The sequence below is a fragment of the Evansella clarkii genome (assembly GCF_002019695.1).
In the GTDB taxonomy this organism is placed as follows: Bacteria; Bacillota; Bacilli; order Bacillales; family Salisediminibacteriaceae; genus Evansella; species Evansella clarkii.
Window position 1 is genome coordinate 4,142,324 of the sequence record NZ_KV917376.1, and the last position, 26,729, is coordinate 4,169,052.

Annotated in this window: 29 protein-coding genes and 2 riboswitches; of the genes, 4 read left to right on the forward strand and 25 right to left on the reverse strand. The window is 42.0% G+C overall.

What is annotated here, in order from left to right; translation table 11 throughout:
- Window positions 1–321 precede the first annotated feature (321 nt).
- Complete coding sequence (locus BK582_RS19550) at window positions 322–1,287, forward strand: calcium/sodium antiporter (protein ID WP_078596647.1); 966 nt, start codon at window positions 322–324, stop codon at window positions 1,285–1,287.
- A gap of 54 nt (window positions 1,288–1,341) precedes the next feature.
- Here BK582_RS19550 and BK582_RS19555 read toward each other — a convergent pair whose 3' ends face one another.
- Window positions 1,342–3,501 carry an ATP-dependent Clp protease ATP-binding subunit gene (locus tag BK582_RS19555; protein ID WP_078596648.1) on the reverse strand — a complete coding sequence of 720 codons (2,160 nt, stop codon included), beginning with the start codon at window positions 3,499–3,501 and terminating at the stop codon, window positions 1,342–1,344.
- Window positions 3,502–3,802: 301 nt separating this feature from the next.
- On the opposite strand from BK582_RS19555, the gene BK582_RS19560 reads away from it, so the two are divergent.
- Entirely contained in the window at window positions 3,803–4,192 is a 390-nt protein-coding gene (locus BK582_RS19560; RefSeq protein ID WP_078596649.1) for a hypothetical protein, read from the forward strand.
- 279 nt (window positions 4,193–4,471) lie between these two features.
- On the opposite strand, the gene BK582_RS19565 is transcribed toward BK582_RS19560, so the two are convergent.
- The 11 genes from BK582_RS19565 to BK582_RS19615 form a co-directional block, all read right to left on the reverse strand.
- Entirely contained in the window at window positions 4,472–4,918 is a 447-nt protein-coding gene (locus BK582_RS19565; protein WP_078596650.1) for a pyridoxamine 5'-phosphate oxidase family protein, read from the reverse strand.
- A gap of 166 nt (window positions 4,919–5,084) precedes the next feature.
- On the reverse strand, window positions 5,085–5,381 hold the full coding sequence (locus BK582_RS19570; protein WP_078596651.1) for a hypothetical protein: 297 nt from the start codon (window positions 5,379–5,381) through the stop codon (window positions 5,085–5,087).
- A gap of 241 nt (window positions 5,382–5,622) precedes the next feature.
- A complete protein-coding gene (gene sfnG, locus BK582_RS19575; protein ID WP_078596652.1) occupies window positions 5,623–6,720 on the reverse strand; it encodes a dimethylsulfone monooxygenase SfnG in 1,098 nt (365 codons plus the stop codon).
- 238 nt (window positions 6,721–6,958) lie between these two features.
- Window positions 6,959–7,068, reverse strand: a riboswitch (SAM riboswitch).
- Between the two features lie 140 nt (window positions 7,069–7,208).
- Window positions 7,209–8,450: a C45 family autoproteolytic acyltransferase/hydrolase gene (locus BK582_RS19580; RefSeq protein ID WP_078596653.1), complete on the reverse strand. Its 1,242-nt coding sequence runs from the start codon at window positions 8,448–8,450 to the stop codon at window positions 7,209–7,211.
- 388 nt (window positions 8,451–8,838) lie between these two features.
- The gene (locus BK582_RS19585) at window positions 8,839–9,603 is read right to left on the reverse strand and encodes a 3-oxoacyl-ACP reductase (protein WP_078596654.1); all 765 of its coding nucleotides are present in this window, start codon (window positions 9,601–9,603) and stop codon (window positions 8,839–8,841) included.
- 113 nt (window positions 9,604–9,716) lie between these two features.
- Entirely contained in the window at window positions 9,717–10,742 is a 1,026-nt protein-coding gene (locus tag BK582_RS19590) for a thiazole biosynthesis adenylyltransferase ThiF (RefSeq protein ID WP_078596655.1), read from the reverse strand.
- On the reverse strand, window positions 10,739–11,506 hold the full coding sequence (locus BK582_RS19595; RefSeq protein ID WP_078596656.1) for a thiazole synthase: 768 nt from the start codon (window positions 11,504–11,506) through the stop codon (window positions 10,739–10,741). Before BK582_RS19595 ends, BK582_RS19590 begins: the two co-directional genes overlap by 4 nt.
- Before the next feature lies 1 nt (window position 11,507).
- Complete coding sequence (thiS, locus tag BK582_RS19600; RefSeq protein WP_078596657.1) at window positions 11,508–11,711, reverse strand: sulfur carrier protein ThiS; 204 nt, start codon at window positions 11,709–11,711, stop codon at window positions 11,508–11,510.
- A gap of 30 nt (window positions 11,712–11,741) precedes the next feature.
- Window positions 11,742–12,884, reverse strand: a complete 1,143-nt coding sequence (gene thiO / locus BK582_RS19605) for a glycine oxidase ThiO (RefSeq protein WP_078596658.1) — start codon at window positions 12,882–12,884, stop codon at window positions 11,742–11,744.
- Window positions 12,881–13,549, reverse strand: a complete 669-nt coding sequence (tenI, locus tag BK582_RS19610) for a thiazole tautomerase TenI (RefSeq protein WP_244895435.1) — start codon at window positions 13,547–13,549, stop codon at window positions 12,881–12,883. The genes thiO and tenI overlap by 4 nt, the downstream gene beginning before the upstream one ends.
- Before the next feature lie 104 nt (window positions 13,550–13,653).
- Window positions 13,654–13,788: riboswitch (TPP riboswitch) on the reverse strand.
- A gap of 416 nt (window positions 13,789–14,204) precedes the next feature.
- Window positions 14,205–14,687: a hypothetical protein gene (locus BK582_RS19615; protein ID WP_078596659.1), complete on the reverse strand. Its 483-nt coding sequence runs from the start codon at window positions 14,685–14,687 to the stop codon at window positions 14,205–14,207.
- 376 nt (window positions 14,688–15,063) lie between these two features.
- Between BK582_RS19615 and BK582_RS19620 the strand changes: the two genes are divergently transcribed.
- Window positions 15,064–16,008, forward strand: coding sequence for an SDR family NAD(P)-dependent oxidoreductase (locus BK582_RS19620; protein ID WP_078596660.1), 945 nt, complete (start codon window positions 15,064–15,066; stop codon window positions 16,006–16,008).
- Between the two features lie 36 nt (window positions 16,009–16,044).
- Here the strand turns inward: BK582_RS19620 and rlmN are convergent, their stop codons facing one another.
- On the reverse strand, window positions 16,045–17,130 hold the full coding sequence (rlmN, locus tag BK582_RS19625) for a dual-specificity RNA methyltransferase RlmN (protein ID WP_078596661.1): 1,086 nt from the start codon (window positions 17,128–17,130) through the stop codon (window positions 16,045–16,047).
- Between the two features lie 172 nt (window positions 17,131–17,302).
- On the opposite strand from rlmN, the gene BK582_RS19630 reads away from it, so the two are divergent.
- Window positions 17,303–17,731, forward strand: coding sequence for a ferritin-like domain-containing protein (locus BK582_RS19630; RefSeq protein WP_078596662.1), 429 nt, complete (start codon window positions 17,303–17,305; stop codon window positions 17,729–17,731).
- A 61-nt stretch (window positions 17,732–17,792) separates the two neighbouring features.
- On the opposite strand, the gene BK582_RS19635 is transcribed toward BK582_RS19630, so the two are convergent.
- The 12 genes from BK582_RS19635 to BK582_RS19705 form a co-directional block, all read right to left on the reverse strand.
- Entirely contained in the window at window positions 17,793–18,917 is a 1,125-nt protein-coding gene (locus BK582_RS19635) for a hypothetical protein (protein WP_078596663.1), read from the reverse strand.
- Window positions 18,918–18,945: 28 nt separating this feature from the next.
- Complete coding sequence (locus BK582_RS19640; RefSeq protein WP_078596664.1) at window positions 18,946–19,656, reverse strand: DUF421 domain-containing protein; 711 nt, start codon at window positions 19,654–19,656, stop codon at window positions 18,946–18,948.
- A 33-nt stretch (window positions 19,657–19,689) separates the two neighbouring features.
- Window positions 19,690–20,163 (reverse strand): hypothetical protein, encoded by a 474-nt coding sequence (locus BK582_RS19645; protein ID WP_078596665.1) that lies wholly within the window; start codon window positions 20,161–20,163, stop codon window positions 19,690–19,692.
- Between the two features lie 21 nt (window positions 20,164–20,184).
- On the reverse strand, window positions 20,185–20,952 hold the full coding sequence (locus BK582_RS19650) for a hypothetical protein (protein ID WP_078596666.1): 768 nt from the start codon (window positions 20,950–20,952) through the stop codon (window positions 20,185–20,187).
- A 127-nt stretch (window positions 20,953–21,079) separates the two neighbouring features.
- Window positions 21,080–21,286, reverse strand: coding sequence for a zinc ribbon domain-containing protein (locus tag BK582_RS19655; RefSeq protein WP_078596667.1), 207 nt, complete (start codon window positions 21,284–21,286; stop codon window positions 21,080–21,082).
- A 137-nt stretch (window positions 21,287–21,423) separates the two neighbouring features.
- On the reverse strand, window positions 21,424–21,915 hold the full coding sequence (locus tag BK582_RS19660) for a YajQ family cyclic di-GMP-binding protein (RefSeq protein ID WP_078596668.1): 492 nt from the start codon (window positions 21,913–21,915) through the stop codon (window positions 21,424–21,426).
- Between the two features lie 1,080 nt (window positions 21,916–22,995).
- A complete protein-coding gene (locus tag BK582_RS19680; RefSeq protein WP_139368273.1) occupies window positions 22,996–23,220 on the reverse strand; it encodes a hypothetical protein in 225 nt (74 codons plus the stop codon).
- Between the two features lie 428 nt (window positions 23,221–23,648).
- Window positions 23,649–24,569 (reverse strand): nuclease-related domain-containing protein, encoded by a 921-nt coding sequence (locus tag BK582_RS19685; protein WP_078596673.1) that lies wholly within the window; start codon window positions 24,567–24,569, stop codon window positions 23,649–23,651.
- A gap of 300 nt (window positions 24,570–24,869) precedes the next feature.
- Window positions 24,870–25,133: a hypothetical protein gene (locus BK582_RS19690; RefSeq protein ID WP_078596674.1), complete on the reverse strand. Its 264-nt coding sequence runs from the start codon at window positions 25,131–25,133 to the stop codon at window positions 24,870–24,872.
- 62 nt (window positions 25,134–25,195) lie between these two features.
- Window positions 25,196–25,414, reverse strand: coding sequence for a hypothetical protein (locus BK582_RS19695; RefSeq protein ID WP_078596675.1), 219 nt, complete (start codon window positions 25,412–25,414; stop codon window positions 25,196–25,198).
- A 14-nt stretch (window positions 25,415–25,428) separates the two neighbouring features.
- On the reverse strand, window positions 25,429–26,184 hold the full coding sequence (locus BK582_RS19700) for a 2-phosphosulfolactate phosphatase (protein WP_078596676.1): 756 nt from the start codon (window positions 26,182–26,184) through the stop codon (window positions 25,429–25,431).
- A 24-nt stretch (window positions 26,185–26,208) separates the two neighbouring features.
- Window positions 26,209–26,727 (reverse strand): hypothetical protein, encoded by a 519-nt coding sequence (locus tag BK582_RS19705; protein WP_078596677.1) that lies wholly within the window; start codon window positions 26,725–26,727, stop codon window positions 26,209–26,211.
- Between the last annotated feature and the right edge of the window lie 2 nt (window positions 26,728–26,729).

The following is a 26,729-nucleotide window of genomic DNA, read 5'->3' on the forward strand; positions in this document are numbered from 1 at the left end:
TAAAAAATAAGGAAATACCAAGTAAAAAAAGCACAGCAGGCATTAAGACAAAAATATTATTCAATAACATAAAGCCTGCGAGTAATGCGGCAAGTAAAGAAGTTACGAACCCAATAATCCGCATGTATTAACCCCCTTTCTTATTCTGCTGACTTATGACTTTATTGTAGCATATCGATATTTCACTTATCTTTGCAAAAAACCATTGACGTCAATACGGTATTGAAAATAAATGAACTGAAAAATCAATCGTAAATTGATGAAACCTTCTTGTTGTATTAACAGTATATTTAATATTCTAAAGCGAAAGCCGGTGGCTGAATGGTTTATCTATTACTCATCATAGGTTTTGCTCTCCTGATAAAAGGGGCTGGCTATTTTGTGGACGGTTCTTCCTCCATCGCCAGACTGCTTCATGTTTCTCCCCTCTTGATCGGGTTGACGATTGTAGCATTCGGAACGAGCTCTCCTGAAGCGGTTGTCAGTATTATTGCGGCACTGGAAGGTTCCGCCGATGTGGCCATCGGTAACGTGGTGGGAAGTAATATTTTTAACATTACTTTTGTTGTTGGTTTAACCGCTGTACTGTATCCGTTAACTGTGCAAAATGATACGATCCGAAAAGAAATCCCATTTACCCTTTTAGCAGGGACAGCTTTACTTATTTTTATCAGCGACACCTTCCTGCAGCATGCAGGAATTAATGAAATCACAAGAAGTGAAGGGCTTATTTTACTCCTGTTTTTCGCCGTGTTTCTCTATTATATATTCGAAGCTGCGCGTAAGAACCGTTCAGAAAATAAAACAGCATATCAACAGGAGGCCCCCGGCAGCAAAGAAGGCTTGACTAAGCAACTCCTGCTTACACTAGCAGGAATTACAGCGATTATTATCGGTGGTAACCTTGTTGTGAGAAGCAGTACGGAAATAGCCTATTCTTTCGGTATGAGTGAAACGTTAGTCGGTTTGACAATCGTTGCCTTAGGGACGTCGCTGCCGGAATTAGTGACTTCCATTACTGCAGCTTTAAAAAAACAGAGTGAAATAGCGCTAGGGAATATAATCGGAAGTAATATATTCAATATTTTTTTCGTCCTGGGTGCCGCTTCTGTTATAACTCCCCTGGCTGTAGACAGCAGAATATTACTGGATGTCGTTTTCATGATTCTGTTAACGATCGTTATCCTTGTTTTTTCCCGAACCAATTACGCAGTTGGAAAATATGAAGGGTCTGTTTTAGCTGCTGCTTATGTCATCTATCTAATATATATTATCTTAAGAAATTAGCAAATAAAAACCGGCTGCTGGTTGTACACCATACAGCCGGTTTTACTTATCAGCTTACTTCAGTACGATTTTTCCGTCTTCCAGAGTGACGTTGATTTGTTTTACTTCACCATCCTGGTCAAGGATCAGGTCGGTAATACGGTCTTCCAGCTGCTCCTGGATTGTGCGTCGGAGCGGGCGGGCACCGAAGGCTTTATGATAGCCAAGTTCAGCCAGTTTTTCTTTTGCTTCAACCGACACTTTGATTGTCATGCCTTGTTCTGCCAGTGTTTCTTCCAGGTCACCGAGCATGAGTTCAACGATTTGAACAAGATGATCTTTGCTTAGGTGATTGAACTCTATGATTGCATCAAAACGGTTCAGAAACTCTGGTTTAAAATAGTTTGACAATGATTCAAGAACGGACTCTTCTTTTACTGATTCACTCTCCGCTCCGAAGCCTACTGTTGTTTTTTTCACTGCACCTGCTCCAGCGTTACTTGTCATGATAATGACTGTATCTTTGAAACTTACAGTTCTGCCCTGGCTGTCTGTCAGGCGGCCGTCCTCCATAATCTGCAGGAACATATGCTGAACATCCGGGTGAGCTTTCTCGATTTCATCAAGGAGAATGATGGAGTATGGGTTCCGGCGTACCTTTTCTGTCAGCTGGCCGGCTTCTTCGTGCCCCACATAACCAGGAGGTGAACCGATCAGCTTTGATACGGCGTGCTTTTCCATATATTCACTCATATCAAGACGAATCATAGCATCTTTTGAACCGAACATTTCTTCAGCAAGTGTTTTTGTGAGCTCTGTTTTACCCACTCCAGTTGGTCCAACGAACAGGAAGGATCCAATCGGGCGCTGTTTCGGCTTTAATCCGGCACGGGAACGGCGGACTGCCTTCGCTACTTTTTTCACAGCGTCTTCCTGGCCAATTACTTTACCGTTAAGGTTTCCAGCCAGATTTTTCATTTTTGAAGCTTCATTTTCCTGAAGCCTGCCAACTGGAATTCCTGTTTTCTTTTCAATAATGGACTGGATAACGTCCACATCAATAACAGTTTTATCCTCGTTTTTGTTTTCAAGCCGCTTCTCCAATGCTTCTTCTTCGTCTCGCAGTTTTGCAGCCACCTCATATTTTTCTTCTTTAAGGGCTGCTTCTTTCTCCTTCATGATTGCCGCCAGGCGTTCTTCCACATCACCGTTGCTTGTACCGCCAGACTTCAGGTTTATTTTTGCGCCTGCTTCGTCCAGCAGGTCAATCGCTTTATCCGGAAGGAAGCGGTCCTGAATGTAGCGGTGAGATAAAGTTACACATGCCTGGATGGCTTCATCGGTAAAATTAACTTCATGATAATCTTCGTATTTATTTTGTATCCCTTTCAGGATTTCCACTGCTTCATCTAGTGAAGGCTCGTTAACCATGACTGGCTGGAAACGGCGCTCAAGAGCAGCGTCTTTCTCAATCTGGCGGTATTCTTTCAGTGTGGTGGCACCAACTACCTGCAGCTCGCCTCTTGCAAGCGCCGGTTTAAGAATATTACCTGCATCCATGGAGCCCTCTGCAGAACCTGCACCAACTAACTGATGGATCTCGTCGATAAACAGAATAATATTCTTACGCTGCTGCAGTTCAGCGATAATCTGCTTCATTCTCTCTTCAAATTGCCCGCGAATCCCTGTATTCGCCACGAGAGAAGCAACATCAAGCAAGTAGACTTCTTTATTCAGGAGCTTGGATGGCACCTCTCCTTCACTAATCTTCAGTGCGAGACCTTCAACGATTGCTGTTTTACCAACCCCTGGTTCTCCAATCAGCACAGGATTATTTTTATTGCGGCGGTTTAGTATCTCAATGACGCGCTCAACTTCATCATCACGGCCAATTACAGGATCGATTAATCCGGCTTTTGCCGCATAGGTTACATTTCTTCCCAGCTCATCAAGAATACCGCCTCCACGGTTGCCGCCACCCTGCTCTGTTTGTGGCGGAGGTGCCATTTGCCCGTGTGGTGCTCCCTGGCCTCCCATATGAGGCTGTCCGAACTGTTTGAAGAAATCGTTGAACAGGCTGTCAGATAAACCTCCTCCGAATCCAGAAGGCATTTTATTTCCTGCCTTCAGTTCCTGATAGCATACATGGCAAAGCTGTAGATGATGCTTTGAATTATTAATCTGTACATTTAAGTTTACATTTGCGTGTCTTTGCTCACACATTTGGCATTTCATAGTATCTGCCTCCTTAAAATTTATTTTGTTAGCTACTTATAATTGGATGGATATTGCATGGGGCTTCCCACACTCTTTTAACTACTGCTGCTCTCACCCGTACTGTATTTATCAGGAAAAATAAACAGTAGTTAGTACATTATTTAACTTTGACTATATTTGACCTTATGCCCACATTATACTTTGACCTTTTTTGACTTTCAAGTATTTTGCATAAATTATTTAAAATTATTATCAATAAGGGTATAGAGAAAGAACTAATGATTTTTCCAGATAAAAATTTAGTTGAGGAGGTAATTCGATGGCTAAACTATATGCAGTACTATTCAGCCTTCTTTTATTACTCGGGGCTTGTGGGACCCCTGAAGAGACAGATGAGAATGATATTATGATGGAGAATACAGACAATGAACTTACTGAAGAGGAACAGACCGGATATATCGGTGAAATCTCTGAAATTGACGAAGATGAAAACAGAATTTTACTTGAGGGGCAGGAAACCTGGTCCGGTGATGATGTAAGCATATGGCTTACAGTAGGAGATGGGGAGATAGTCGATGAGGCTGGAGAACAATATTCTCTCAGCGATTTAAGAATAGGACTTGAAGCAGAAGCATGGGTAGAAGGGAAAGTTGAAAATTCAGATCCGCAGCAAGGAGACCTTGAACAGCTAATTATTACAAGTGAATAAAGCTTTGTGTCGATAAAGGCTGCAATTAGATGCAGCCTTTATTATGATTTTGCAGGTTGGTTCCTTTTCGCAAGTTGAGCACCTTTTTTCGCAGGTTGGATACCTTACTTCGCAGGTTGATCATCACAATTCTCAGGTTGGTTTCCTCTTCGCAAGTTGAACACCTTTTTTGAACGGTTCGGTTCAGCTAATGCAGTAAAAAGGCATGGTGACTAAAGAAGGCATAACAAAAGACGGCTCCGGATGGACAAACTATTACCGAAAACCGCCCTTCTATTTTTATTCTTTTAGCAAACTGTAAACTTCTTCGTCCAGCTTTTCTGCCAGTTTTGGATCATATGTTTTTTCATATTGTGCTTCGGCTGTTATTTTTCCTCCGTAGAAAATAACGTCTTTCACAGATTCCACTTCGACAGTCACTACACGGTATTTCATTGTTTTAGAAATTACGTCAGACACAGAGCCTTTTCCTTTTACTGAAAAACAGCTCCCCGCTCCAGTCACTCCAAGAATAACATCTGGATTTTCTTCGATATTCTTTGCTGTATTGGCGTTATGGCCAACAGCAAATTTAATTGTTTTCCCGTCTTCGTGTGCAAGCAGCCAGGAGATAACACTTAAATCAGGTTCATTTGTCTCTGCATCGATAGTTACCAATGAAACTATTTTCTCTCCCTGTAACGATTCTACTAACTCCGGACTGAGTTTTTCTTCTGCTTTTGCCATCGTATACCTCCCTGTTTTGAATCTCGTAAAAAATATGTACTGTCCTGCTTAAAAACATTGCCGACATTAAAAGTATAACAAAATATTCAGTATTTTGCTTGTAAATAGAAGGCAGAAAAAAAGAGCTTCCTGGATGTCCAGGAAAACTCTTTTTAAGTTTCAAAGATTAGTTGTTATCTTCAGCGTCTACGTTGTTGTCAGCTGCTTCGTCGTTTTCTTCAACGTCAAGGTCAGCATCATTGTTTTCTTCTACTTCAACATCAGCATCGTTGTTTTCTTCTACTTCAACGTCAGCGTCGTTGTTTTCTTCCACTTCTACGTCAGCGTTGTTGTTCTCTTCCACTTCTACGTCAACGTTTCCGTTGTTGTCAGTGTTTTCGTTCGCATCGTTGTTACCGTTGCCGCCACAAGCAGCAAGTACTAAAACTGTTGATAAAGATAGAGCTGTTACTAATTTTTTCATATGTAATTCCTCCAAAGTAATTGAGATTTTTTTATGAAATTGGAAACTAGTCCAATAACCACAAAGATATTTATATAACATTTTCAGCTAAACGTCAATTAAAAACTCTAAAATATTTGGAGGAATATAGAAAAATACTAGGTATTTTTACTTAAAACATAAAATTCTTACTGTTTTAACGCGCTTTTCCTCGCTATTCTCCAACATATTATCAATTATATTAAAATAATTTTTGAGTAGTTTAATAAGTAGCTGATGGTGTCTTAATTCTCAGTTCCGACTCTTTCTTTTTCACAAGAGGGATAATTTCTTCCCCGAATCTCTGTAAATCTTCCTCATAGTGGAAATGTCCGGTTAGAACCAGATCTATTCCGATTTTTTTAAGTTCAATGATCCTGTCGGAGACCTGTTCTGCAGTGCCTATCAGACCTGTTTTAAAGCCGTCATTGTACTGCACAAGATCATCAAAGCTTGAATTTGCCCACATACCATCTTTTTCTTTAGTCGATTGCCCTGCTTCTTTTACCGCGTCTTTAAAGCCTTCCACTGCTTTTGTATCAGCGTTGGCTACTATATCTCTCAACAGCTGCACAGCTTCTCCCTCCGTATCGCGAATGATTGCGAAGCCGTTCGCGGCAAACTTTATCTCATTCTCTCTTCCTTCATTTCTCGCAAGAGCTTTTACATCCTCAATTTGTGCCTTAAAACCTTCCAGTGTATTGCCGTTCATAAAATACCAGTCGGAATATTTAGCAGCCATCTTTCTGGCAGCTTTAGAGTTCCCGCCCTGGAAGACTGGCGGCCGCCCATTGACAGGCTTTGGTTTCAAAGGAGCTTCATTAATGCGGTAAAAGTCCCCTTTAAATGTAGTCTTCTCCTCTGTCCACATTGATTTAAGCACCTGAATGAATTCTTCCGCTCTCCTGTATCTTTCATCATGTTCAAGCCAGGGCTCTCCGTAGCCAGTAAACTCCTGCTTCAACCACCCGCTCACAACATTTAATGCTGCACGCCCGTTACTTATATTATCAAGGGTGGCAATCATCTTCGCATATACTCCCGGATGCCAGAGGCCAGGATGTACAGCTGTTATAAGGTTTATTTTCTTAGTTACGCTTGCCAGTGCAGCAGCCAGCGTAATAGCCTCCAGCTGATTTTCCGCACCATAACTCGCAATAAATCTTGTCTGCAGCAAAGCATAATCATAGCCTGCTTCTTCCGCTATTTGTGCGTATCTTTTATTAGATTCGAAATCCCAGCCTGTTTTCTGGGGGAGGTTCGAAACTACAAGCCCTCCGCTAACATTCGGTACCCAGTATGCAAATTTTAAGTCTCCCATATTATCGTCCTCCTCATAATTAATTTGGACGAAAGGCCTGTGGTATAATGAATTTTGCCAGGCTTCTTTCGTCTATGCTGGTGAAGTGAATAGTCTGGTTCCCTGAGAAAAAGGTGTTGCCGCACCTTTTCTCATTTTTTGTTTTTGATCCGCCTCCTTGCCCGAACAAAAAACCCCTCTTCTCAAAATGAATGAGAAAAGGGGCTGAAATTCAGAAAAAAGATTTCTGTCAACTCATTTCTCATCTATGGAATAATTACTATTATTCCTCTGAAATTGGCACCGTGTACCGTCGTACTGGTTGCCGAGGCTTCACAGGGTCAGTCCCTCCGCCTCTCTTGATAAGAAAACATATTAAATTGATAATTAAACTCAGTTTAATTCTTCTTTTTTTATTCGTCAAGGATTTTGTCTGAAAACACAAAATAGTCCTATTATTCAATGCATACCTTTCTTCTTATCTGCCTTTATTATAAATAAAGTTGCTGTCAGTTTCTGTTTGCTGCTGTATTCTCAATTCTCTCGCTTTGAGAACCGGAACCGAAAGGCTCTGGTATATGAGGACGGTCTGTGTCAAATGGGATGGCAGGCGCAGTGCTTGGCTGCCCTAATTGAGACCACATTCTCTTTTTACTGCCGTCAAATGTAGCTGCTGAAACAGAGCCCATTGGGATGCCATTAATAACCGCATCTGAATCTATCCAGTAAGTGCTCTCCAGACCAGGTTCCTGATCTTCAGATATCTTTACAATACGCTGGACATTTAATTTGCCGGACTGATCATCCAGAAGGCTCTGCGCACGGTCCAGACGCTCATCTGTTGAAACATACCAGCTCCACCGTTCATTAGAGCTGTTTTCAGTAAGAGTATCAAACTGCTCCATTCCCGGCAGAATATAATGATTTGTGTGAGCCATCGCTTCATCCACTACCCAATAGACCGCTGAATGGTTTGCAGTAGTTTCCACCCAGGCTCCTTCTTCACTGTCAGTCACTCCATAAGCGGAACCTGAAGCTCTCGGCAGCTCTTCGATAAACTGCACCCCTTCTCTTGCGTCAGCTGCTGCTTCAAGAGCCATGCGGATCACTGTCAGGTTTCCGTACCCGCTTCTGGAAGTATCCCATGTAGATAGTACATTGTTACCTACAGAGACACCATGCTCATTCACTCCCATAGCAAGCCCCGTGGAACCTGCACTCGTAATGCCAATGTAGCTGTAGCCATCTTCCGGATCTGCCTGAACTACTACTTGTGCTGCTCCTCTGCTAGCATCCCGGTTTTTATGGTAGTAGGCATTACCGCTTTGTGTCGCCGTACCAGTAGCTATAACTGTCGTACAGCCATCACCGATTATTTCTTCTTCCAGGGCGTTAAAGGCGAGTAAGTCTCTGTAATCCGCCTCCGCACTTTCCGCCATTGCTTTCAGCTGTTCCAGCATCTCTGGGTTTGCCTTGATTAAGAAGTCTTCATATTCCACAGCAGCCTCACTCAATTTTTCCTCAGTAAAACCTGTCTGCTCTGCCATCGTATGAAATAAAGACAAATTTTGCTGTATCTGGCTCTTTGCCTGCTCGCCATATTGACTGCCGATTTCTTCGTGGCTCCCTCTCAGATAAAGGACTGATTCGTCATTATTTTTCTCTGCTTCAGCTTCTCCATTAAATAAAATAGCCAGTGGTGCGACACCTATTAAAATGATCATTAATAATCTTAAAATAGTCTTTTTCATTTCTAAATCCTCTCCTCTTTAATTATTGGTTTAAAATAACCCAGGGTCTGGATCTTTCTGTTTTTACCTCCTTCCAATTTGTTTCTACACTGTTATTCTCTATCAATGTAATTTGTTGAACAATAGGACGATACTTGGTTATAGAATTGAAGATTTTGTGTTTATCCCTAATTTTAAGAGGGTTTCTGCAAAGTCATAGCTGTTTGGCGGTCGAAAGGTACAGGGAAGTTTACCCAATTCCCTTTACTGCATAAAATTCAGAGGGAAAATACCTACTAAGGAGCATTAAAAAACCCCCTTTCTCTGCATAAGAAAAGGGGGTTCAAAATGATATAGGTCGGAAACACCAATACTACAGGCTTGAGCCAGTTAATTATAATAAAACTTCCTAATCCATCACAAGCCCGCCATCTACAACAAGATTCTGCCCTGTAACAGAGCGGCTCCACGGTGACGCAAAGAACAAGATCGCATCTGCCATATCTTCCGGAGTTGTCACTTTCTGCAGAGGTGTACTATCTTTGATAATCTGAAAAACTTCGTCTGGAGTAGCTGCACTGGCGTCCGTTTTTTCCAAAAGTCCCCCGGAGACCATATTAACGGTTATATTATCAGGACCAAGATCCTTTGCCATACTCCTCGTGAACCCGAGAAGTGCTGCTTTTCCGGTATTATAATCATGATAGGCAACGACAGGGTTCTGGACAAGGTTCGTTCCAATATTAATCACTCTGCCGTACCCTGCTTCGGCCATCCCTTTCCTCGCTGCCTGCACAGTATTTAAGGATGCCTTAACACTCCCTTCCAGTTGGATATGATAATCTTCCCATGAGACAGCACTGCTGTCTTTTCTGTTAGCTGCATCAAATTTAAAGCCAACGAGGGCGTTATTTACGACCGTAGTCACCGGCCTGCCAAAATGCTTCTCTGCTTTCCGGAATATTCCTTCTACTTCTTCTTTTACTCGTACATCGCCCTGAATCGCAATTGCCTTGTCCTTGCCAATCTCTGCTGCTACCTCTTCAGCCAGCTCTTTGCTTGAGTAGTAGTTTATGACGACTTTTGCACCTTCACGTCCAAAGGCTTTTGCGATGGCTGCTCCTAGACCTCTGCTGCCCCCTGTAACTAATACAATCTGGTCACTAATCTGCATATCCTTCATCTCCTGTAATTTTAATAGCTTCATAAGCTCTTTATTTATTTGCAATCATGCTGCATTTATCACGAGGGTGCTTCGGGAACGGAAATATTAATCGATGCATTTTATTATCCTAAATAACGATGGTAAAGTTTCCTCGCTTCACTTATATCCTTTGTTCCATGGACAAGGACACGTCCATCCTGAAAAACTACGAGTCTCTGTTCACCGGCTGTAAAAGAAAGCAGAAAATCATTTTTAACAACTTTTCCGCCCTGTTTTGCCAGAAGGCCAGCTGTACTTTCAAGGTTCAGATCCTGCCGCTCTGGCGGCCGGATCTGAACAGTATCTCTGCCGCATAATACGGCAGTTTTTGTTTGGTTGTCTGTATTCAGATAAGGATACTCTGGTTTTTCGCCGCATGATAAGCAGCCTGGTTTTTTCATTTTTTCCACATTAATCGCTGCATGCTGATTTCTCCATAAATCAAAGGAAACGAGCTTCCTCCGGATTGCGGCAGTATCACCAGAAAGAATTTTCAAAGCTTCAGAGGTTTGATAAGCGACTACCATTTGCACCGCAGGGCTGATAATACCTGCCGTGTCACACGTCATTCCGCCCATTGGCACTGTTTCCATGAGACAGTTCAGACAAGGCGTTTCTCCAGGCAAAACAGTATAGCTGATTCCGTAACTGCTTACGCAGGCGCCGTAAATCCAGGGTATTCCTGCTTTCTGTGATATATCATTAATGGTCATTCTCGTATCAAAATTGTCCGTTGCATCCATGATAAGATCCACACCGATAACGAGATCTTCTATTTCGGCAATGGACACGTCCATAATTTTTGCCTCGATTACAACCTCTGAGTTAATTTGCTTCAGGCGTTTTTCTGCTGCGGCAGCTTTCGGAATCCGCTCTTCCGCGTCAGCTTCCACATACAGCTGCTGGCGCTGAAGATTACTCCATTCCACATAATCACGGTCTACAATTGTCAGTTTGCCGACCCCGGCACGGACGAGAGCCTCTGCGCTTCCCGTCCCCAGGGCCCCTGCTCCTATAACAAGAACATGTTTATCCATGATCTGCTGCTGCCCTTCCACCCCAATAGGCGAAAACAGTTCCTGACGTGAATAACGTCCGTTTACGCTCACCCGATACTCATTCCTTCCATCGGGCTGCTCGCAGTAGCATAACGCTTTTTAGGAATTCTCCCAGCTTCAAAGCCAAGACGCCCTGCTTCAATGGCCAGCTTCATAGCTTCTGCCATTTTCACCGGATCCTCTGCACCGGAAACTGCTGTGTTTAAAAGAACACCGTCTGCTCCCATTTCCATGGCAATGGCAGCGTCAGACGGGCTTCCGATTCCTGCGTCGACGATCACAGGGACACTTGTCTGTTCAATTATAAAGCTTAAGTTGAGGGGATTAATGATTCCCTGCCCTGAGCCGATTGGCGACGCACCTGGCATAACTGCATGGCATCCCATTTCTTCAAGGCGCCTCGCCAGCAGTACATCATCAGAAGTATATGGAAGCACGATAAATCCTTCCTTAAGAAGTTCCTCAGATGCCTTCAATGTTTCTACAGGATCAGGCAGAAGCGTTTTCTGGCAGCCGATAACTTCAACTTTGATCATGTCGCAAAGCCCTGATGCTTTTGCAAGCTTCGCTGTACGTACTGCTTCCTCTGCTGTTTTTGCCCCTGCAGTATTCGGGAGCAGTGTATATTTTTCTGTATCTAATTTTTCAAGAAAATTTGGCTGGCTGGATTCAAAAATATTCATTCTCCGTACTGAGAATGTAAGAATCTCTGTTTCTGAAACATCAACTGCTTTCTTCTGTATATCAAAATCAGGGTATTTTCCTGTACCTAATAGTAATCTTGATTTAAATTCATGCGATCCAATTTTTAACATATTATCCGCCTCCTACGAAGTGTACAAGCTCAATTTTGTCTCCATCAGAGATCTTTCTCTCCTGATGGTTATCTTTTTCAAGAATGTCTCCATTCACTTCCACGATTACTACCTTTTTATCAATATCGAAGTGCTCGAGAAGATTTGTCACTGTTGACACACTGCCGGGAACTTCAATTTTATCCCCGTTAACAATCAGTTCCATGTTGTTCACCTCCTGCTTTAAGCTGCTGAGCTAACTTCTCCCTGCTTCCGCGTACCTGTTTACTGAAGCACGTGCAGGCAGAAAAGGAGAAAGGTCGATTTCCGGCTGTTTACCTTCGATTAAATCTGCTATTACCTCCCCGGTTACAGGAGAAAGTAGTATTCCATTTCGAAAATGTCCGGTGGCCGTATAAAGCCCTTTGTACAGCGGATGCTCTCCCAAGTACGGAAGGCCGTCGCCTGTCTGGGGGCGTATGCCGGCCCACGTGCTTTCCAGTTCTCCTTCTGTAATTGCCGGCATGATATTTCTCGCCTTTTCCATTAATGTTAAAATACCGTCCATTGTTACTTTCTCGTTAAAAGTATCCGGCTTAACGGTAGCACCGACAACGATGCGGTTTCCTTTTTTTGGTACAATATAACAACCATGAGAAAAGATTGTACCCGTTGCTAAAGGACGCTCTGTGATTACACTAAAGCACTCTCCTTTTACAGGATAAGCATCAAGTTTAAGGCCAGATGCAGCCATAACTTTGCTGCTCCATGCCCCGCCTGCAATAATGACATGATCACTTGTAAATTCGCCGCTATCTGTAACAACCCCGGTTATTTTTCCGCAGCTAAACTGAAGGGACTGCACCTCGGTATATTCTTTTATACCAGCTCCCAGGGCAGCGGAGGCCTTAAGGAAAGCTTCTGTGAGGGCCGAGGCAGATACATGTCCATCCTTTTCAATGAACATAGCTCCAGTAACCGCTTCCGATAAAGCTGGCTCTATGCTCCTCAGCTCATCCTGGTTCAGCCATTCCGCCTGATCCCCAAGACGTTTCTGTAACTCTATGATTCTTTTATAATCCCTGGATTCCCGTTCATTCAGTGCAATCTTGTACATCCCTTTATTTTTCAGCTCGATATCAATTCCGGTAATTTCTTTAAGTTCGTCAGCAAGGTTCCCAAACATTCCCCTGCTTTTTCGGGCCAGCTGAAAAAGAGGCCCGCAATCGTTCAGTTCAGCCTGTGCAGCAAGCATTCCTGCTGCCGCACTAGATGCTTTCTTCCCCGCTCGTCCTTTATCCAGCAGAAGAACATCATATCCTCTATTAGCAAGATGAAATGCAATCGATCCGCCGATTATCCCTCCGCCAACGATGATTGCCTCATAATTTCTTTTCAAGCTCTGTCACCTCCTGATGTTCGTTCCAGCTGTTCCCTGTATCTTCTGGCTGCTTCAACCGGATCAGCAGCTTCTAAAATTCCTGACATGACTGCAACCCCGGCTGCTCCCGCCTCAATCACCTGTTTTGTATTTTCCGGAGTGATTCCACCGATAGCGATAACAGGGAGTCGTGTTTTTTGAGTGATTTCTTTTAATTGCTCTGTTCCTCTGGGCCGTACGCCTTCTTTTGATTTAGTTGAAAAAACATGGCCGAACACCAGATAATCTGCACCTTCTGTTTCAGCGTCCTCTGCTTCTTGCAGTGAATGAACAGACCGCCCTGCAAGTAAATCAGGAAATACCTTTTTTACAACGGAAGGGCCCAGAGAATGATATGCCAGCTGGACACCTTTTACTTTAGCGGCGGCGGCTGTATCCACCCTGTCGTTTACTATAATTTTTCCCTTTGGTACCCCCTGTTGTACTAAAAGGCTGATAAGCTCGTAAATTTCACTAGCTGTTCTTTGCTTCTCCCTAATGTGGACAGCGGTTACTAAGGGATGAATTTTTCCGCATATTGCTGAAAATTTCGCAGCAGACTGCCGTCCTGTGGAGATCACGTGGAGTCCATAGGCCGCAGATTTCATATCATTCAGGGGGCTCTCTCTACAGCTCCCTGCCATTTTCTCTCCTCCTGATTCCTTTCTCATTTATATAAACCAAAAAAGCCACCTCCCATTACTTACATGCTGGGAAGTGGCTGCTGTTAAAAATCTCTCCTGTTAGATCTACGGCAACTCCACTTCCCTACGCTGGCATAAACCAGATCAGGTTCAAAGGGTCTTAAAGTCGCTCTTTAATCTCAGCCTGTCGCAACAGCGGTCAAACGCTTGCGCTAAATAAGGCACCCCTAGTGGATGTATCTATTCAATTATTAAAGCTCTTATAAAAATAGAGTAACATGTTTTTAGTGAATATCAAAGTATTATCTGCTGTTCGTATATTTATAGCATAAACATGTTGGAATTGCTGGAATAGCATAGGTTACTAGAGAGATTATCATGTTGGAATGTCAATGTTATTGATTATCGTTGGCACAGGTGACTTGAAGGTATTCGTTCCCTAAGAACTCCTAAACCACTCCCTCAAGGAACGAATCAACAGCTTTCGTTCCCTCAGAACTCCTAAACCACTCCCTCTGGGAACGAATCTATCTCCTGCTGATTCTTTGCCTGCTCCAATGCCCCAAATTATGCCTTACTTCTAATGAGGCCGCTGGTCTCGCACAGAAGTGATGCTGACAGAGCTTGTGCCATAACGATTGCTCTTTTTTTAATGTTATAAATCAATGGTAAAGTCCATTCTCTCGCCAACGGTTTCATAATCCTCATCATGTGGCCCATCGATAATCCACCTGATCGAGGTGATTTCTTCATCAATTCTGTCTGCAAGAAAAAACACTTCCCCAATCTTCTTCACATTCCCAAAGAATTCTCCCCCTACATCATCTGACAATAACAAATTGGAGCTAATTTGCTGACCAGTGTTTGTGGTAATTGTTGACTGATTAGGATAAAAACCAAGGTCTTCTTCCGATACATTTTCTGCATCAATATGAAAAGTAAAAACTGTTGCTTCTGAAAGTCCGTTAAAAAAATCAGCAAACTCCTCATTTATATCAAAATCAGCAATCTGAACGGCATTTACTGTGAGCCTCATCTCCCCGCTCGTTTCAGTTATATCCAGCTCCGTTTCTTCTTTCAGAATCGTAAGTGTCCCTGCCTCCGATTCCCTAATTTCGTATTCTTCTTCATTTAACATATCCGTGACAGGAGGCTGCGCGCCTCCTGTCTGCTGGTCCGTCTCCGGCTCTTCTCCCTGGCCGCACGCGGAAACAACGAGAAGGAGACATATAAGGATGGATAGGACATGTTTTGTTCATTACAAATCCTCCAGTCAATGTGCATTGAAAATTTTACCGTCTCACTTAATTAAGTCTTTTTTATTTTTTGCATATATTTTTGAATTACTATATATTTATCCAGGAAATTTCTCCCTCGCCCTTTTTTGTTCGCAAATTATCCATTGTAATTATCAGAAATTAATTATATGTATAAGATAAGAACTTTTTCGTGCCGCAAAAAAGCAGAGGCTGTTCAAGGATTCTTTTATAAACGAACTGCTGGGGGAGAAGGAAATGAAAAAACATAGAATCACCGTAATTACTGGCGCAAATTCAGGGATTGGAAAAGCGGCTGCACATCGGTTCGCTTCGGAAGGCCACACAGTGGTAATGGCTTGCAGAAATATGGAAAGAAGCAAACCCGTTCTGAAAGAAATTATATCAAAGACAGGGAATGAGAATATCACTCTCATGGAGCTCGATATTAGTTCTTTTCAGTCCATAAAGGATTTTTGCCATGATTTCATGAGCCGGTTTGACAGGCTTGATATACTGATTCACAATGCGGCCTATTTTAATCATGGAGAAAAATACCGTCTGAGTGCGGATCATCTGGAGTTAACTTTTGCTACTAATGTTTTCGGCCCGTTACATATGACTGAACTGCTCCTCCCCCATCTGAAGAAAACCGAAGAGGCACGCATTCTTAACGCTTCAAGCAATATAATAAAACACTTTTTTGATCCTAAAAGAGATATCGAGCTGGAAAATCTGAAAGGGGAAAACACTTCAGATAAATCATTCAGTGTTTATAAAATGTATTGCAGTTCAAAAATGGCGCTCGTGATTCTTACATTTATATTAGCTGAAGAATTCCGGCAGCATGGAGTAAAGGTAAATGCTCTGCAAATAAATGGAGCTAAAATGTCAAAAAGCACCCTTCAAAAAGTAACTCCTGGATGGAGAACTGTTGCTATTATTCAAAATTTGTTCTTCCCGCCTCCTGAAAAAATGGGGGACCTCTATTATGATATTTGCACGGCCGAAGAATTCCGTGATGTAACAGGTAAATTATTTAATGATAAAAAAGAGATTATACAGCCTGCACTTCCTGACCCCGGACTTTCTGCTCAGTTCAGGCAGCTTTTCAGCGGAGTTTATTATCCTCTATATGCTGATAATCGCGAAAACAGAGAAAAGATTTGGAAATTCAGCAAAGAAGTAATTAAAAATAAATAAAGCAGCCTCTCTGGAGAGACTGCTCTGACCAGCAGGTTATCTTACACCTGCTTTTTCTTTATCCTTTTTGATCTGCTTACTGCGAAGCTGTCCGCATGCTGCATCAATGTCAGATCCCTGCTCATGGCGGATTCCGCACTGGATGCCGTTTTTCTTCAGAATATCATAAAACGCAAGAATGTCTGATTTCTCACTTTGTTTATACTGAATATGCTCGTCAACCGGGTTGTATGGGATAAGGTTAACATAAGCGAGGCGCTTTTTATCCCGGATTAAATCGGCAAGCTGCTGTGCCGTTTCTCTGCTGTCATTTATGCCCTGCAGCAAAATATATTCAAACGTAATTCTGCGGTTCGTTTTCTTCAGATAATAATCAACGGCGTCCATTAGTTTTTCAATCGGCTGCGCCTTATTGATCTTCATAATTCGCGTACGAAGCTCATTATTCGGAGCATGCAGTGATAACGCCAGGTTAACTTGCAGGCCGGAATCAGCGAACTCATAAATTTTCTTAATAATACCGCTCGTTGACACAGTAATATGCCTTGCGCCTATTGCCAGGCCGCGGTCATTATTAACGATATAAAGGAAGTCCATCAGATTGTCGTAGTTATCGAACGGCTCGCCGATACCCATAACCACAATATGGCTTACTCGTTCTTCCTTACCCTTCTGGTCAAAATGATGCTGAACATTCATGATCTGTTCCACGATCTCCCCGCTCGTAAGATCACGGCTTTTCTTTAACAGGCCGCTCGCGCAGAAACTGCAGCCAATATTACATCCTACCTGTGTCGTAACACAGACAGAATTCCCATAGTCAAACCTCATTAATACCGTTTCAATCAGGTTGCCATCCTGGAGCTTAAACAGAAATTTCACCGTGCCGTCACGGGACTCCTGTTTTGTGTGAAGCTCCAGCGTCTGAATAACAAAGTTTTCATCCAGAAGCTTCAGCACCTCTTTGTTTACATTTTTCATTTGAGAAAATTCTGTTACCCTTTTTTTATACAGCCAGTCCCAAACCTGCTGGGCACGGAATTTTTTGTGTCCGTTCTCTATGAGCCAGTCTGTCAGCTGATCATATGTTAATCCATAAATGGATGGTTTATTGATACTCATATTATTTCCCCTCATTTCCAGAAAACTCATCTAAGCATTATACAACAAAGTGTTGGGCAATAACAAGCTCCTGATATTATCTTACCCGAAAATCGTATCGCTTATCTCATTTGTACAAATACTTTTCAGGTACAAAGATTATCTTAATAAATTGCAAGGAAAGGAAATCGCCATGAGTAAAAATAATGTCATCGATACACTTAATGAATTTTTGAGAGGACAGTACATGGGGATCCATTCATACGAACGGCTGATCCAGAGGCTGGAAGATGAGGAACTGAAAAAAGAGTTCCAGGCAATACAGCAGGAACATAAACAGCATGCCATGAGAGTAGCCGAACGAATACAGAACCTGGGCGGCAGACCTGTCGACAGTGAAGGTGTCATGGGTTCTATTCAGGGACGAATGAGCGAATACACCATGCCCCATGACTCGGAAGGAATTTTAGAACAGGCGATCATAGGAGAAGGCCATTACGGGATAGAAATTTCTGAAGAGATAGTCAGAGGCGACCTGGATCCGGAAAGCAGGATGCTCATTGAAGACATACTCGACAGAGACAGAGAACATGTATTGTATTTAAAACAGCTTTTGCAGTAAAATTACAAAGCATAGGCAGCAGGCAAGAATTCGCGCATGATTAATTGTCCGTCAAAATGCCTCACTCCGAAAAATGGAGTGAGGCTTCTTCACTATTGCCAGATGATGGGACTTTTTCCAGCTTCCATTCACTTGCCGGCGACTCTCTTACTGCACGAAATGTAAAAGTTTCTGTTTCTTCTCCCCTGCCGGCTTTTTTAATTCTGTACTTTACAGTCGTTTCATAGACAAGAGGCTGATTATCATTAATTGGAGATTGTTCAATAATCCTTACAGATTCAGTTTCTCTAATCAAGCCTTTTAGTGTGCTAACGTCCTTATCACCATTATAAATTAACCGGAGTAAATCAAGATCGTTCTGGTTTAACGAAATAAAGAATAAATTGACAATTTCTTCTGCTGGAAGCTCTCTCACAAATTGAAACAGTGAACCTCCTGCTTTATGGACCATAGCCTGGTGAGACAGGTCCTCTTTTCCGGATGTATGAGTAGTGCTTCCCTTGAAATGAATACAAAAATGCCCCGGAAAACCGTTGCTTAATGCCCCTGCACCGTGAGGCATTCCGTGCATAGAACCTGCATAGTCCTCCCCTTCCCCATGAACAAGCACTGCGCGCCGCTTCCAGCTCCATTTCCCGTTATAAATTTCTTTCATGATTGCCGTATCTTTTTCCGTTAGAGGCTGTACATCTGCATGATGGCTGCCCGCTCTCCGCTGCACATAAAAACTCCGTCCTGTTTCAAGATCAGTGATTTTAAAGCTGGCATACCTTGGAAAAAGTTGTTCAGCTTCTTCCCAGCTGACGAACTCTCCATAATGTTTTTCCCGGAGAAAACCTAGATAATTTAGTATCTCTTTCCTCGTTTCAGCGGGAAATTCAATTTCTCTCCCGGATTGTAATTCAAAAAACCTTCCCGATTCATCTTTTACTATGGTTTTTAATATTCCTGGCTCATCTTCATACAGAAAGTAACTATCTGAAGGTGGAAACTTTTCTATTCTTTTTGTTGGCACACCTTCTTTTACTCCCTTTAGTAATGCTGAAGACTCGGCAGTGAGCACCGACTGATTTACGGCTTCACCTGATGACTTGACTATAAAAACCACTCCATCTTTCGTTTCAGCAAAAACACTTCCTGCCTGAAAAAAGCTGAAGATAACCAAAAATAAAAATATTTTTTTCATCAATATAAATCCCAGCCTTTGCTTGAATTCATTCTTTATCAATAGGTGAATGGATCTGATCGTCATATAAATCAAAATACAGCTGATTATTCGTGCCTCTTACACAGTAAGATATATCTTCAAGCTTAATTCCACGCTGAGACATTTCCATTGTCAGCCAGTCCAGCGTCAGAGAATTCTGCCGGAAGTTTTTCTCCACAATTTCTCCGTCCATTATCAGCTCGACTGGAAATTTCGCCTTTCCTGCTGTGAGAAGTCCGAGATCCTTCCTCCTTATTGTCCGATAATCAGGCTTTTTTAATACAGAAACATGTCCGTCAGTTTCCATGACTGCATGTTCTACTTCTTCTATATCAAATATGTTCTTTTCTCTCAGCGATTCATTCAGCGAGTCAAATGTCATCCTGAGCTTCTTCATATTCCTTTCAAGAATCTTACCATCCTGAATAATTACAGTTGGCTCCCCTGCAGTAAGTGTTCTGAGTTTCCGGCTTTTTAAAGACAAAAGCGTAGTAAGAAGCAGCAAAACAGTTAAAGACAGGAGTGCATAAATAAATTGCCTGATATTTATCTGAGTGTTGAATGTTAAGTTGCCTGCAATCCCGCCAATCATCACCGAAGCAATAAAATCATGGTATGTCATCTGGGAAATTGTCTGTTTACCAAGGAGATGAGCAATTGAAATCATCATAAAAAAAGCCAGAACAGTTCGTAACACTATTTCAATACCTAGGCTCATTTACTTATCCATCCTTCTATGAACCCTGAAATATCAGGAATTACTTTGTTTTTTAACTTTAGCGACTCCAACAGCAAGGTTTTTCCATAATATATCCTCCACTGTCTTCCCCAAGGTCTCATCACACTCTATTATCAGGACAACTTCTGTTTTTGAAGCTGGGGCATTTGCTCTTTTTTTTATTTTTTGCTTAGTCCAGAAATAGTCGATTACGAAACCTAACGCTGCACCTATCGTGAAGCCGAGCAGTCCCCAAATTATTGGGCCCCAGGTTAGAACGAAACCGAAGCTGGCGCCCAGCACCGAAAAAACTGTACCCAGGGCTGCAGCAAGATCAAAGAGGCTGACACCATCTGAATAGTGGATACTGTCAAACAGTTTAATTTCCTCCCTTTTTTTTGTAAAAGGAACGGCAAGGATTTTTTCCTTGCTCACTCCATTTTCCTCCAGGAGCGCGATAGCTATCTCAATTGATTCGGAATATTCAAAGGAAGAAACCACAAGCATTAGGCCCGTCCACCTTTTCCACTATAATTTAAGATCAAGAAGCTGATACTCTTTTTCCAGGTATTCTGCCTGTTCTGTATTAAATAATCTGTTATACTCCACTGCGGTTGTGTATGAATCATAAGCCGCAAAGCCAACCAGTGATGGAAGAAACAGAGCCCATTGGGGGTCTATAACTTCTTTTGCCCCTGCAAAATCTCCAAGAAGGGTTAAGTGAAATGCCGTCAGGAAATTTGAAAAATAGTTTGAAATTATCCAGCAAAATAGTATTACAAAACCGTTAGGAGTTCTTTTCAGATAAAGATGGCCCATCCCTGGCATCAAAACTGACCATATAAGCGCCAGCCATGGCTGCCTTTTATCGAGAGCGTTCAGGCCTAATGCACTCATATTAAACGGTATAATAGGCGTTTTATCTTTGTTAGCTAATATATAAATTTTATTGATCTCAACTGATGTCCTGTAGCTGTCCCAGATAGAAATAATATAAACTGCTATGTATAAAAGTACCCATCTCGTATCCAGCGTGGCTTTGGCCAGTTCAAATTGTCCTGTAAAGGAATATACCATCGCTTCGTTAATTCGAGCGCCAATATTAATAATGAACTCCCATGCAAAAAATATAAATCCCTTAATATAAGAACCATGAAGCAGATGGCCCATCCCTGGAAAAGCTGCGGACCACCAGGCTGCCACCCAGGGATTTTTCTTATGTATAATATTTGTGTTAAAGGAACTGACATACGCTCTGTAATAGCGAGTATTCTGGTTGATCGTCCTGTTATTCATTGGGGGCTCCTGACTAAGAGTGTTTTACTTAATTTTCCAAAGTAGAAGTTTATTATACAAAAAAAACCTGCTAATTTAGCAGGAGATGGATGGATATGGATGGAGTAATTATTTTGCTGGCGGAATATTATCCTCCAAAAAAGAAATCCACTACATTTGAGGCTTTTGATGTTTGTTTATTGTATAGCTCACTGTAACCGCAGTTTGTACAATATACAACAAGAAATCTATTGTGCTGTATGTCCATTAGTTTAGAAAGCCCTGTTCCTGTAGTTGCTATTTCCTTTGTTTTTGCTTCCGTATGCCCGCATTTAATGCATCCTTTATGTTTCATAAGTCAAGTCCCCCCACTATTATTTAACAATATATACGCTTTGAGAGGTTATAAGTTACATAAATTCTCAGGCATGCAGAAAAAAAAAACGCCCCTTGCTGCCTGGCAGGAGCGTTTTCCATATTTTATTATGTGAATTATCGGTAATTAATGAACTGCACGTCAATCGGAAGATCTGCTTCTTTAATCGCAGCGATAATCTTCTGGAGGTCGTCACGGCTTTTGCCGCTGACTCTCACCTGGTCATCCTGAACCTGGCTCTTCACTTTCACACCGCTGTCTTTAATAATTTTATTAATCTTTTTTGCATTTTCTTTGTCAATTCCCTGAATAAGCTTTGCCCGCTGGCGCACCGTACCTCCGGAAGCAGGTTCAATTTTGCCATAGTCCATACTTTTCATCGAGACTCCCCGCTTAATCAGTTTGCTGAACAACACATCTTTCAGCTGCTCCAGCTTATATTCATCGTCTGAAACAAGAACGAGCTCCTCTTTCTCAAGAGCAAGACTGCTTTTACTTCCTTTGAAATCATAACGGTTCTGAATTTCCTTTGTTGCCATCGTCACCGCATTCTGCACTTCCGTAAAATCAACCTGTGAAACAATATCAAATGAACTATCCTTTGCCATAATGAATGTACCTCCACTTAGTATCTGTTTCCATTATTATAGGTTATAAGGAGGCGTGGGTTCAACTTTGGTGGTTTGTCAGGGATTCAACTTTTTGAGATTTGTCGCGGAGGATGTTTCTCATGTTTTTAAGTTTGCTGGACAAATCTTGTTGGCCTTCTGCATATTTGGCCAGCAAGTCTTTGTTGCTGGACAAATTTTAAGGATTACGCCTGAATTTGTCCAGAATAATTGCTCATTTTTAACCATTTACCATTTCCTGTTAGTTTATCTGGACATATATCGCTCCCCTTCCGCATATTTGTCCAGCAAGTCATTTTTGCTGGTCAAATCTCCTTCGTTCACGACGGATTTGTCCAGATTTCACCGTTTGCTGGACAAATTTCAAGGATTCCGTCTGGATTTGTCCAGAATAATTGCTCATTTTTAACCATTTGCCATTTCCTGTTAGTTTATCTGGACAAACCCTGCTGACCTTCCACATATTTGTCCAGCAAGTCATTTTTGCTGGTCAAATCTCCTTCGTTCACGACGGATTTGTCCAGATTCCATCGTTTGCTGGACAAATTTCAGGGATTCCGTCTGCATTTGTCCAGAATAATTGCTCATTTTTAACCATTTGCCATTTCCTGTTAGTTTATCTGGACAAACCCTGCTGACCTTCCACATATTTGTCCAGCAAGTCATTTTTGCTGGTCAAATCTCCTTCGTTCACGACGGATTTGTCCAGATTCCATCGTTTGCTGGACAAATTTCAGGGATTCCGTCTGGATTTGTCCAGAATAATTGCTCATTTTTAACCATTTGCCATTTCCTGTTAGTTTATCTGGACATACCCTGCTGCCCTTCCGCATATTTGTCCAGCAAGTCATTTTTGCTGGTCAAATCTCCTTCGTTCACGACGGATTTGTCCAGATTCCATCGTTTGCTGGACAAATTTCAGGGATTCCGTCTGCATTTGTCCAGAATAATTGCTCATTTTTAACCATTTGCCATTTCCTGTTAGTTTATCTGGACAAACCCTGCTGACCTTCCACATATTTGTCCAGCAAGTCATTTTTGCTGGTCAAATTCCTTCGTTCACGATGGATTTGTCCAGATTCCACCGTTTGCTGGACAAATTTCAGGGATTCCGTCTGGATTTGTCCAGAATAATTGCTCATTTTTAACCATTTGCCATTTCCTGTTAGTTTGTCTGGACAAATCCTGCTGACCTTCCACATATTTGTCCAGCAAGTCATTTTTGCTGGTCAAATCTCCTTCGTTCACGACGGATTTGTCCAGATTCCATCGTTTGCTAGACAAATTTCAGGGATTCCGCCTGGATTTGTCCAGAATAATTGCTCATTTTTAACCATTTACCATTTCCTGTTAGTTTATCTGGACAAACCCTGCTGACCTTCCGCATATTTGTCCAGCAAGTCATTTTTGCTGGTCAAATCTCCTTCTTTCTCGACGGATTTGTCCAGATTCCATCGTTTGCTGGACAAATTTCAGGGATTCCGTCTGGATTTGTCCAGATTCCATCGTTTGCTAGACAAATTTCAGGGATTCCGCCTGGACTTGTCCAGAGTAATAACTTTCTTAAAACAGTTTCAATTTAGGGTCTTTTAATGTGACGGATACATCTCCATTTTCACAGGTCTGTCCTTATTAACACTTTCTCTCAGCAAATTTTAAAACCCAGCTATCTGGTTCTACCTGCTGTAACTGTCTACTGTTATCAACAAAAATTAATTTTTTTCATAAAATATACTTCTTCCTTTCCCATTCTTTTTATAACGATCAGTTAAATACCTTTGAACAGTTTTCCTGGATATACATCCCCCTGACCAATTAAAAATCCTATTCACTGTCAGGGGCTCGTTAGGAAAAAGCAGCTTAAATTCTTCTACACTTCTTTCAATAGCTGACAAATAGAATTCTTCTTTGCTGCAATGGGAGCACTTTACTCTACCCTGGATACTTACTTCCATCCAGCCCATACAATGGCTGCATACTAAGCCTTTTTTAAGTTTTCTGTAGTTATATTCAGGAATTTGCATATATGGTGTTTCAGTTTTATGGAGCTTAATGAGCTGATTAGCTATACCCTTTTGCCTGGGATAGATAAAATTTTGGGTATTGTCATCTTTAAATAGCTTCTTGAGGAATCTGTTTATTTGAGAGGGTAGAATCACAGGCAGGCTTTGAGAGGCGCTGTATAATGTAAACTCCTGGTTAATAAAAATCAAGTAGGAGTCAACTTTCATGTTTGCTTTCATTTTGTACAGAAGCTGATTCAGCAGATTTTCACTTCTTTTCAGCTGCAGCAGGGGATTTTTAATTTGTTTTCCAGTGGAAGTGTACCAAGCTTCAGTTTCAATATAATGTTCCCCTTCAAAATTTTTTACTTCAAGCTGGTAAATTCTCTCTGGAGTGAATAATAAGTTATCCAGCTGAAAGTCTGACTTGTTACACGTTAGAAATAAATCCCTGATTAATAAATGCTCTCTCTTCTGATTGTCCATCAATGCATCGAATTTAAGCTCACCTTCATAACCTTTTTCTAAATTAATATAATCTTCCATCTGTTCTTCTGTAAACATCATACGAGGACTCAATGTGCGGAGAAATAAAAGTTCACGGGGGGTAGTGCGGGGTTTTAGCAGCATCGTAAACCTCCTTTAAAATTTGGCTCTCTTATACTTTGTGGTCGATATCTGCTGCAGGCGTCTCGCACCTTTCACAAAAATCAGCATTACTTTATCCATATCATTTTATAAAAGCGCCTTAAATTAAATTTTACAAAAATTCAGTTCTTTGAGCAACTAAATAGTTAAAGTTCAATCTACTGGGTTACTTAAGAGCTAAGTCTCTTAAACTACTAAGTAAAGTTAACTCTTAGCAGGAGACTTCTATGGAGTCTCCTGCTGTGTTATTTACAAAACCAGAAAAAACAGGATTCAATTAAATTAACGATACATCCCGCGCAGCTCTTCCAACTCACTAAGGAGCTGAACGACTTCTTCCTGGTTTAATGGGACGAGAAGCTGGTCATAGAGTGTAACGATCTGCCCGTCTGGCTCGTCACGATGCTTTTCCAGATAGTCACAAAGTGTTTTCAGCTGTTTTTCAGTCAGTGCAGACTCTGTCTGTGAATGTTTAATTTGCTGAAGCACAAATTGATTCGCTGATTCATCGAACTCTCCTGAAATAATCTGCCCGTTAACCTGCATTATGCTCACTCCTGTGAAATGTTTTTCATTCAGCCTAGTTTTCCCGCTATCCACTCGTTTATTTATTCGGCAATCATTTCGAAAGTGTCTTCCAGTTCAAGCCACTTCAGGTTCACTGTCACAACGGTATCAGCCCTCATCCTTTTGTTAACACCTCTTGAAAAAACCGGGTTTGCGGTCAGGCTATCGTAAGAAATAACCCCGTTGCTCCCGCTTTGATCCGGCCATAAGTCATATCTGGTACCATCTGTTACAGTTCTGTGCAGCTGCCCGTCATCCATTTACTCCCCGCCCCCTAAGAATAAAAATTTGCTGTAAAAATACCATTTTCCAAAACGGGCACTATTTTATAAACATCCAGCTGGCTGCAATGCTCTACATCAGCTCCATGTCCTCTTTCCCGCAGTTCTCTGCCGCTTCCGCATTCCCAAAGCAGTTCTGAGAGGCGGTCTGCTGAACTGTTAAAAGCCGCTGCACACACTTCCGCTTCTGGAGATTTCCCGCCTTCCATTTTGGCAAGCACTGCCCCTGCACCTAAATAATCCTCGACTGACGGCCTAAGGGCATCTTCGTCTTCCTTAACTTCGGCCCACCGTTCCCCGCAAGCTACGACAGTTACAGGTTTTTTCAGCTCTTTTCTCAGTCGATTGGCTGCCTCTGCGACAGAGGATGCATTCAGCAGTGATCCGATTAACAAAGCAGGAACATCTGAAGCAACCCAGGTACAAAAAGCCCCGTTTAGAGAAGTCAGAACAAATTTTCCACCTGCATGTTCTTTGTTAAACGTGACAGGGGATAATGTAGGCTTGCCGGCCTTTGCTGCCTCGGCTCTTCCAAGAATGAGCTCAGCCCCAACTTTTTCAGCATAAGCCTTACCGTCCTCTTCAGGAGGAAATGGATAAATTACAGCACCAAAATTAACAGCTGTAACGACAGTGGATGAAAAGCTGAGTACATCAACAATAATTATGATTTCACCCCGTTTTGCTGCTTCTTTTGCTCCCCGTCGTCCCCACTCAAACTTACAGTCATACGGCATCTGATCAAACATCTCTCCGCCTCCAGCTAAATCCTGTTAATTTATTTCCTCAAAAGGATGGTATACTTCCGTCCCGTCTTTCAATATGGCACTGAACTGGCTATCAATAAAGCTGCCATCGCTTCCATCTTGTAATGCAGGTATCACCCAGAAATGGGAGGTCACCTTACTGCTCATTTCCATCCCATCAGCCTGAAACTTAACAGCCTCTACTTTCGCCCCATCTGCATACCCATAGTGGAAGCCCATATTTTTGTCTGATACATATCCGATGCTTTCCGGACGGATAATAGTTTCATTTTTCCGGTCATTAACTGCCTGGCTGAAGAAAACTGCTTTCCATCCGAGAAGGCCTTTTTCATATATTTCACCAGAGATAAAATCACCTGTATCTGCCAGCACGAAAATACCTCCGCCCGTATCAATCATTTCTAAAATCTCGATTACCCCGTTCCTCGCAGAAACTTTCTCTATTGCAGAGTTTTGAAAATATATTACTCCCCAAGCTAAAAACACTATAGCTGTTAAACCAGCGATGAAATACACAGGCCTCATTA

Excerpts from the sequence above, each read along its gene's own strand:
- BK582_RS19550 (WP_078596647.1), top strand. The coding sequence starts at position 322 with ATGGTTTATCTATTACTCATCATAGGTTTTGCTCTCCTGATAAAAGGG.
- BK582_RS19555 (WP_078596648.1), bottom strand. The coding sequence starts at position 3,501 with ATGAAATGCCAAATGTGTGAGCAAAGACACGCAAATGTAAACTTAAAT.
- BK582_RS19560 (WP_078596649.1), top strand. The coding sequence starts at position 3,803 with ATGGCTAAACTATATGCAGTACTATTCAGCCTTCTTTTATTACTCGGG.
- BK582_RS19565 (WP_078596650.1), bottom strand. The coding sequence starts at position 4,918 with ATGGCAAAAGCAGAAGAAAAACTCAGTCCGGAGTTAGTAGAATCGTTA.
- BK582_RS19570 (WP_078596651.1), bottom strand. The coding sequence starts at position 5,381 with ATGAAAAAATTAGTAACAGCTCTATCTTTATCAACAGTTTTAGTACTT.
- sfnG (WP_078596652.1), bottom strand. The coding sequence starts at position 6,720 with ATGGGAGACTTAAAATTTGCATACTGGGTACCGAATGTTAGCGGAGGG.
- BK582_RS19580 (WP_078596653.1), bottom strand. The coding sequence starts at position 8,450 with ATGAAAAAGACTATTTTAAGATTATTAATGATCATTTTAATAGGTGTC.
- BK582_RS19585 (WP_078596654.1), bottom strand. The coding sequence starts at position 9,603 with ATGCAGATTAGTGACCAGATTGTATTAGTTACAGGGGGCAGCAGAGGT.
- BK582_RS19595 (WP_078596656.1), bottom strand. The coding sequence starts at position 11,506 with ATGTTAAAAATTGGATCGCATGAATTTAAATCAAGATTACTATTAGGT.
- thiS (WP_078596657.1), bottom strand. The coding sequence starts at position 11,711 with ATGGAACTGATTGTTAACGGGGATAAAATTGAAGTTCCCGGCAGTGTG.
- tenI (WP_244895435.1), bottom strand. The coding sequence starts at position 13,549 with ATGGCAGGGAGCTGTAGAGAGAGCCCCCTGAATGATATGAAATCTGCG.
- BK582_RS19615 (WP_078596659.1), bottom strand. The coding sequence starts at position 14,687 with ATGTTAAATGAAGAAGAATACGAAATTAGGGAATCGGAGGCAGGGACA.
- BK582_RS19620 (WP_078596660.1), top strand. The coding sequence starts at position 15,064 with ATGAAAAAACATAGAATCACCGTAATTACTGGCGCAAATTCAGGGATT.
- rlmN (WP_078596661.1), bottom strand. The coding sequence starts at position 17,130 with ATGAGTATCAATAAACCATCCATTTATGGATTAACATATGATCAGCTG.
- BK582_RS19630 (WP_078596662.1), top strand. The coding sequence starts at position 17,303 with ATGAGTAAAAATAATGTCATCGATACACTTAATGAATTTTTGAGAGGA.
- BK582_RS19635 (WP_078596663.1), bottom strand. The coding sequence starts at position 18,917 with ATGAAAAAAATATTTTTATTTTTGGTTATCTTCAGCTTTTTTCAGGCA.
- BK582_RS19640 (WP_078596664.1), bottom strand. The coding sequence starts at position 19,656 with ATGAGCCTAGGTATTGAAATAGTGTTACGAACTGTTCTGGCTTTTTTT.
- BK582_RS19645 (WP_078596665.1), bottom strand. The coding sequence starts at position 20,163 with ATGCTTGTGGTTTCTTCCTTTGAATATTCCGAATCAATTGAGATAGCT.
- BK582_RS19650 (WP_078596666.1), bottom strand. The coding sequence starts at position 20,952 with ATGAATAACAGGACGATCAACCAGAATACTCGCTATTACAGAGCGTAT.
- BK582_RS19655 (WP_078596667.1), bottom strand. The coding sequence starts at position 21,286 with ATGAAACATAAAGGATGCATTAAATGCGGGCATACGGAAGCAAAAACA.
- BK582_RS19660 (WP_078596668.1), bottom strand. The coding sequence starts at position 21,915 with ATGGCAAAGGATAGTTCATTTGATATTGTTTCACAGGTTGATTTTACG.
- BK582_RS19685 (WP_078596673.1), bottom strand. The coding sequence starts at position 24,569 with ATGCTGCTAAAACCCCGCACTACCCCCCGTGAACTTTTATTTCTCCGC.
- BK582_RS19690 (WP_078596674.1), bottom strand. The coding sequence starts at position 25,133 with ATGCAGGTTAACGGGCAGATTATTTCAGGAGAGTTCGATGAATCAGCG.
- BK582_RS19695 (WP_078596675.1), bottom strand. The coding sequence starts at position 25,414 with ATGGATGACGGGCAGCTGCACAGAACTGTAACAGATGGTACCAGATAT.
- BK582_RS19700 (WP_078596676.1), bottom strand. The coding sequence starts at position 26,184 with ATGTTTGATCAGATGCCGTATGACTGTAAGTTTGAGTGGGGACGACGG.
- BK582_RS19705 (WP_078596677.1), bottom strand. The coding sequence starts at position 26,727 with ATGAGGCCTGTGTATTTCATCGCTGGTTTAACAGCTATAGTGTTTTTA.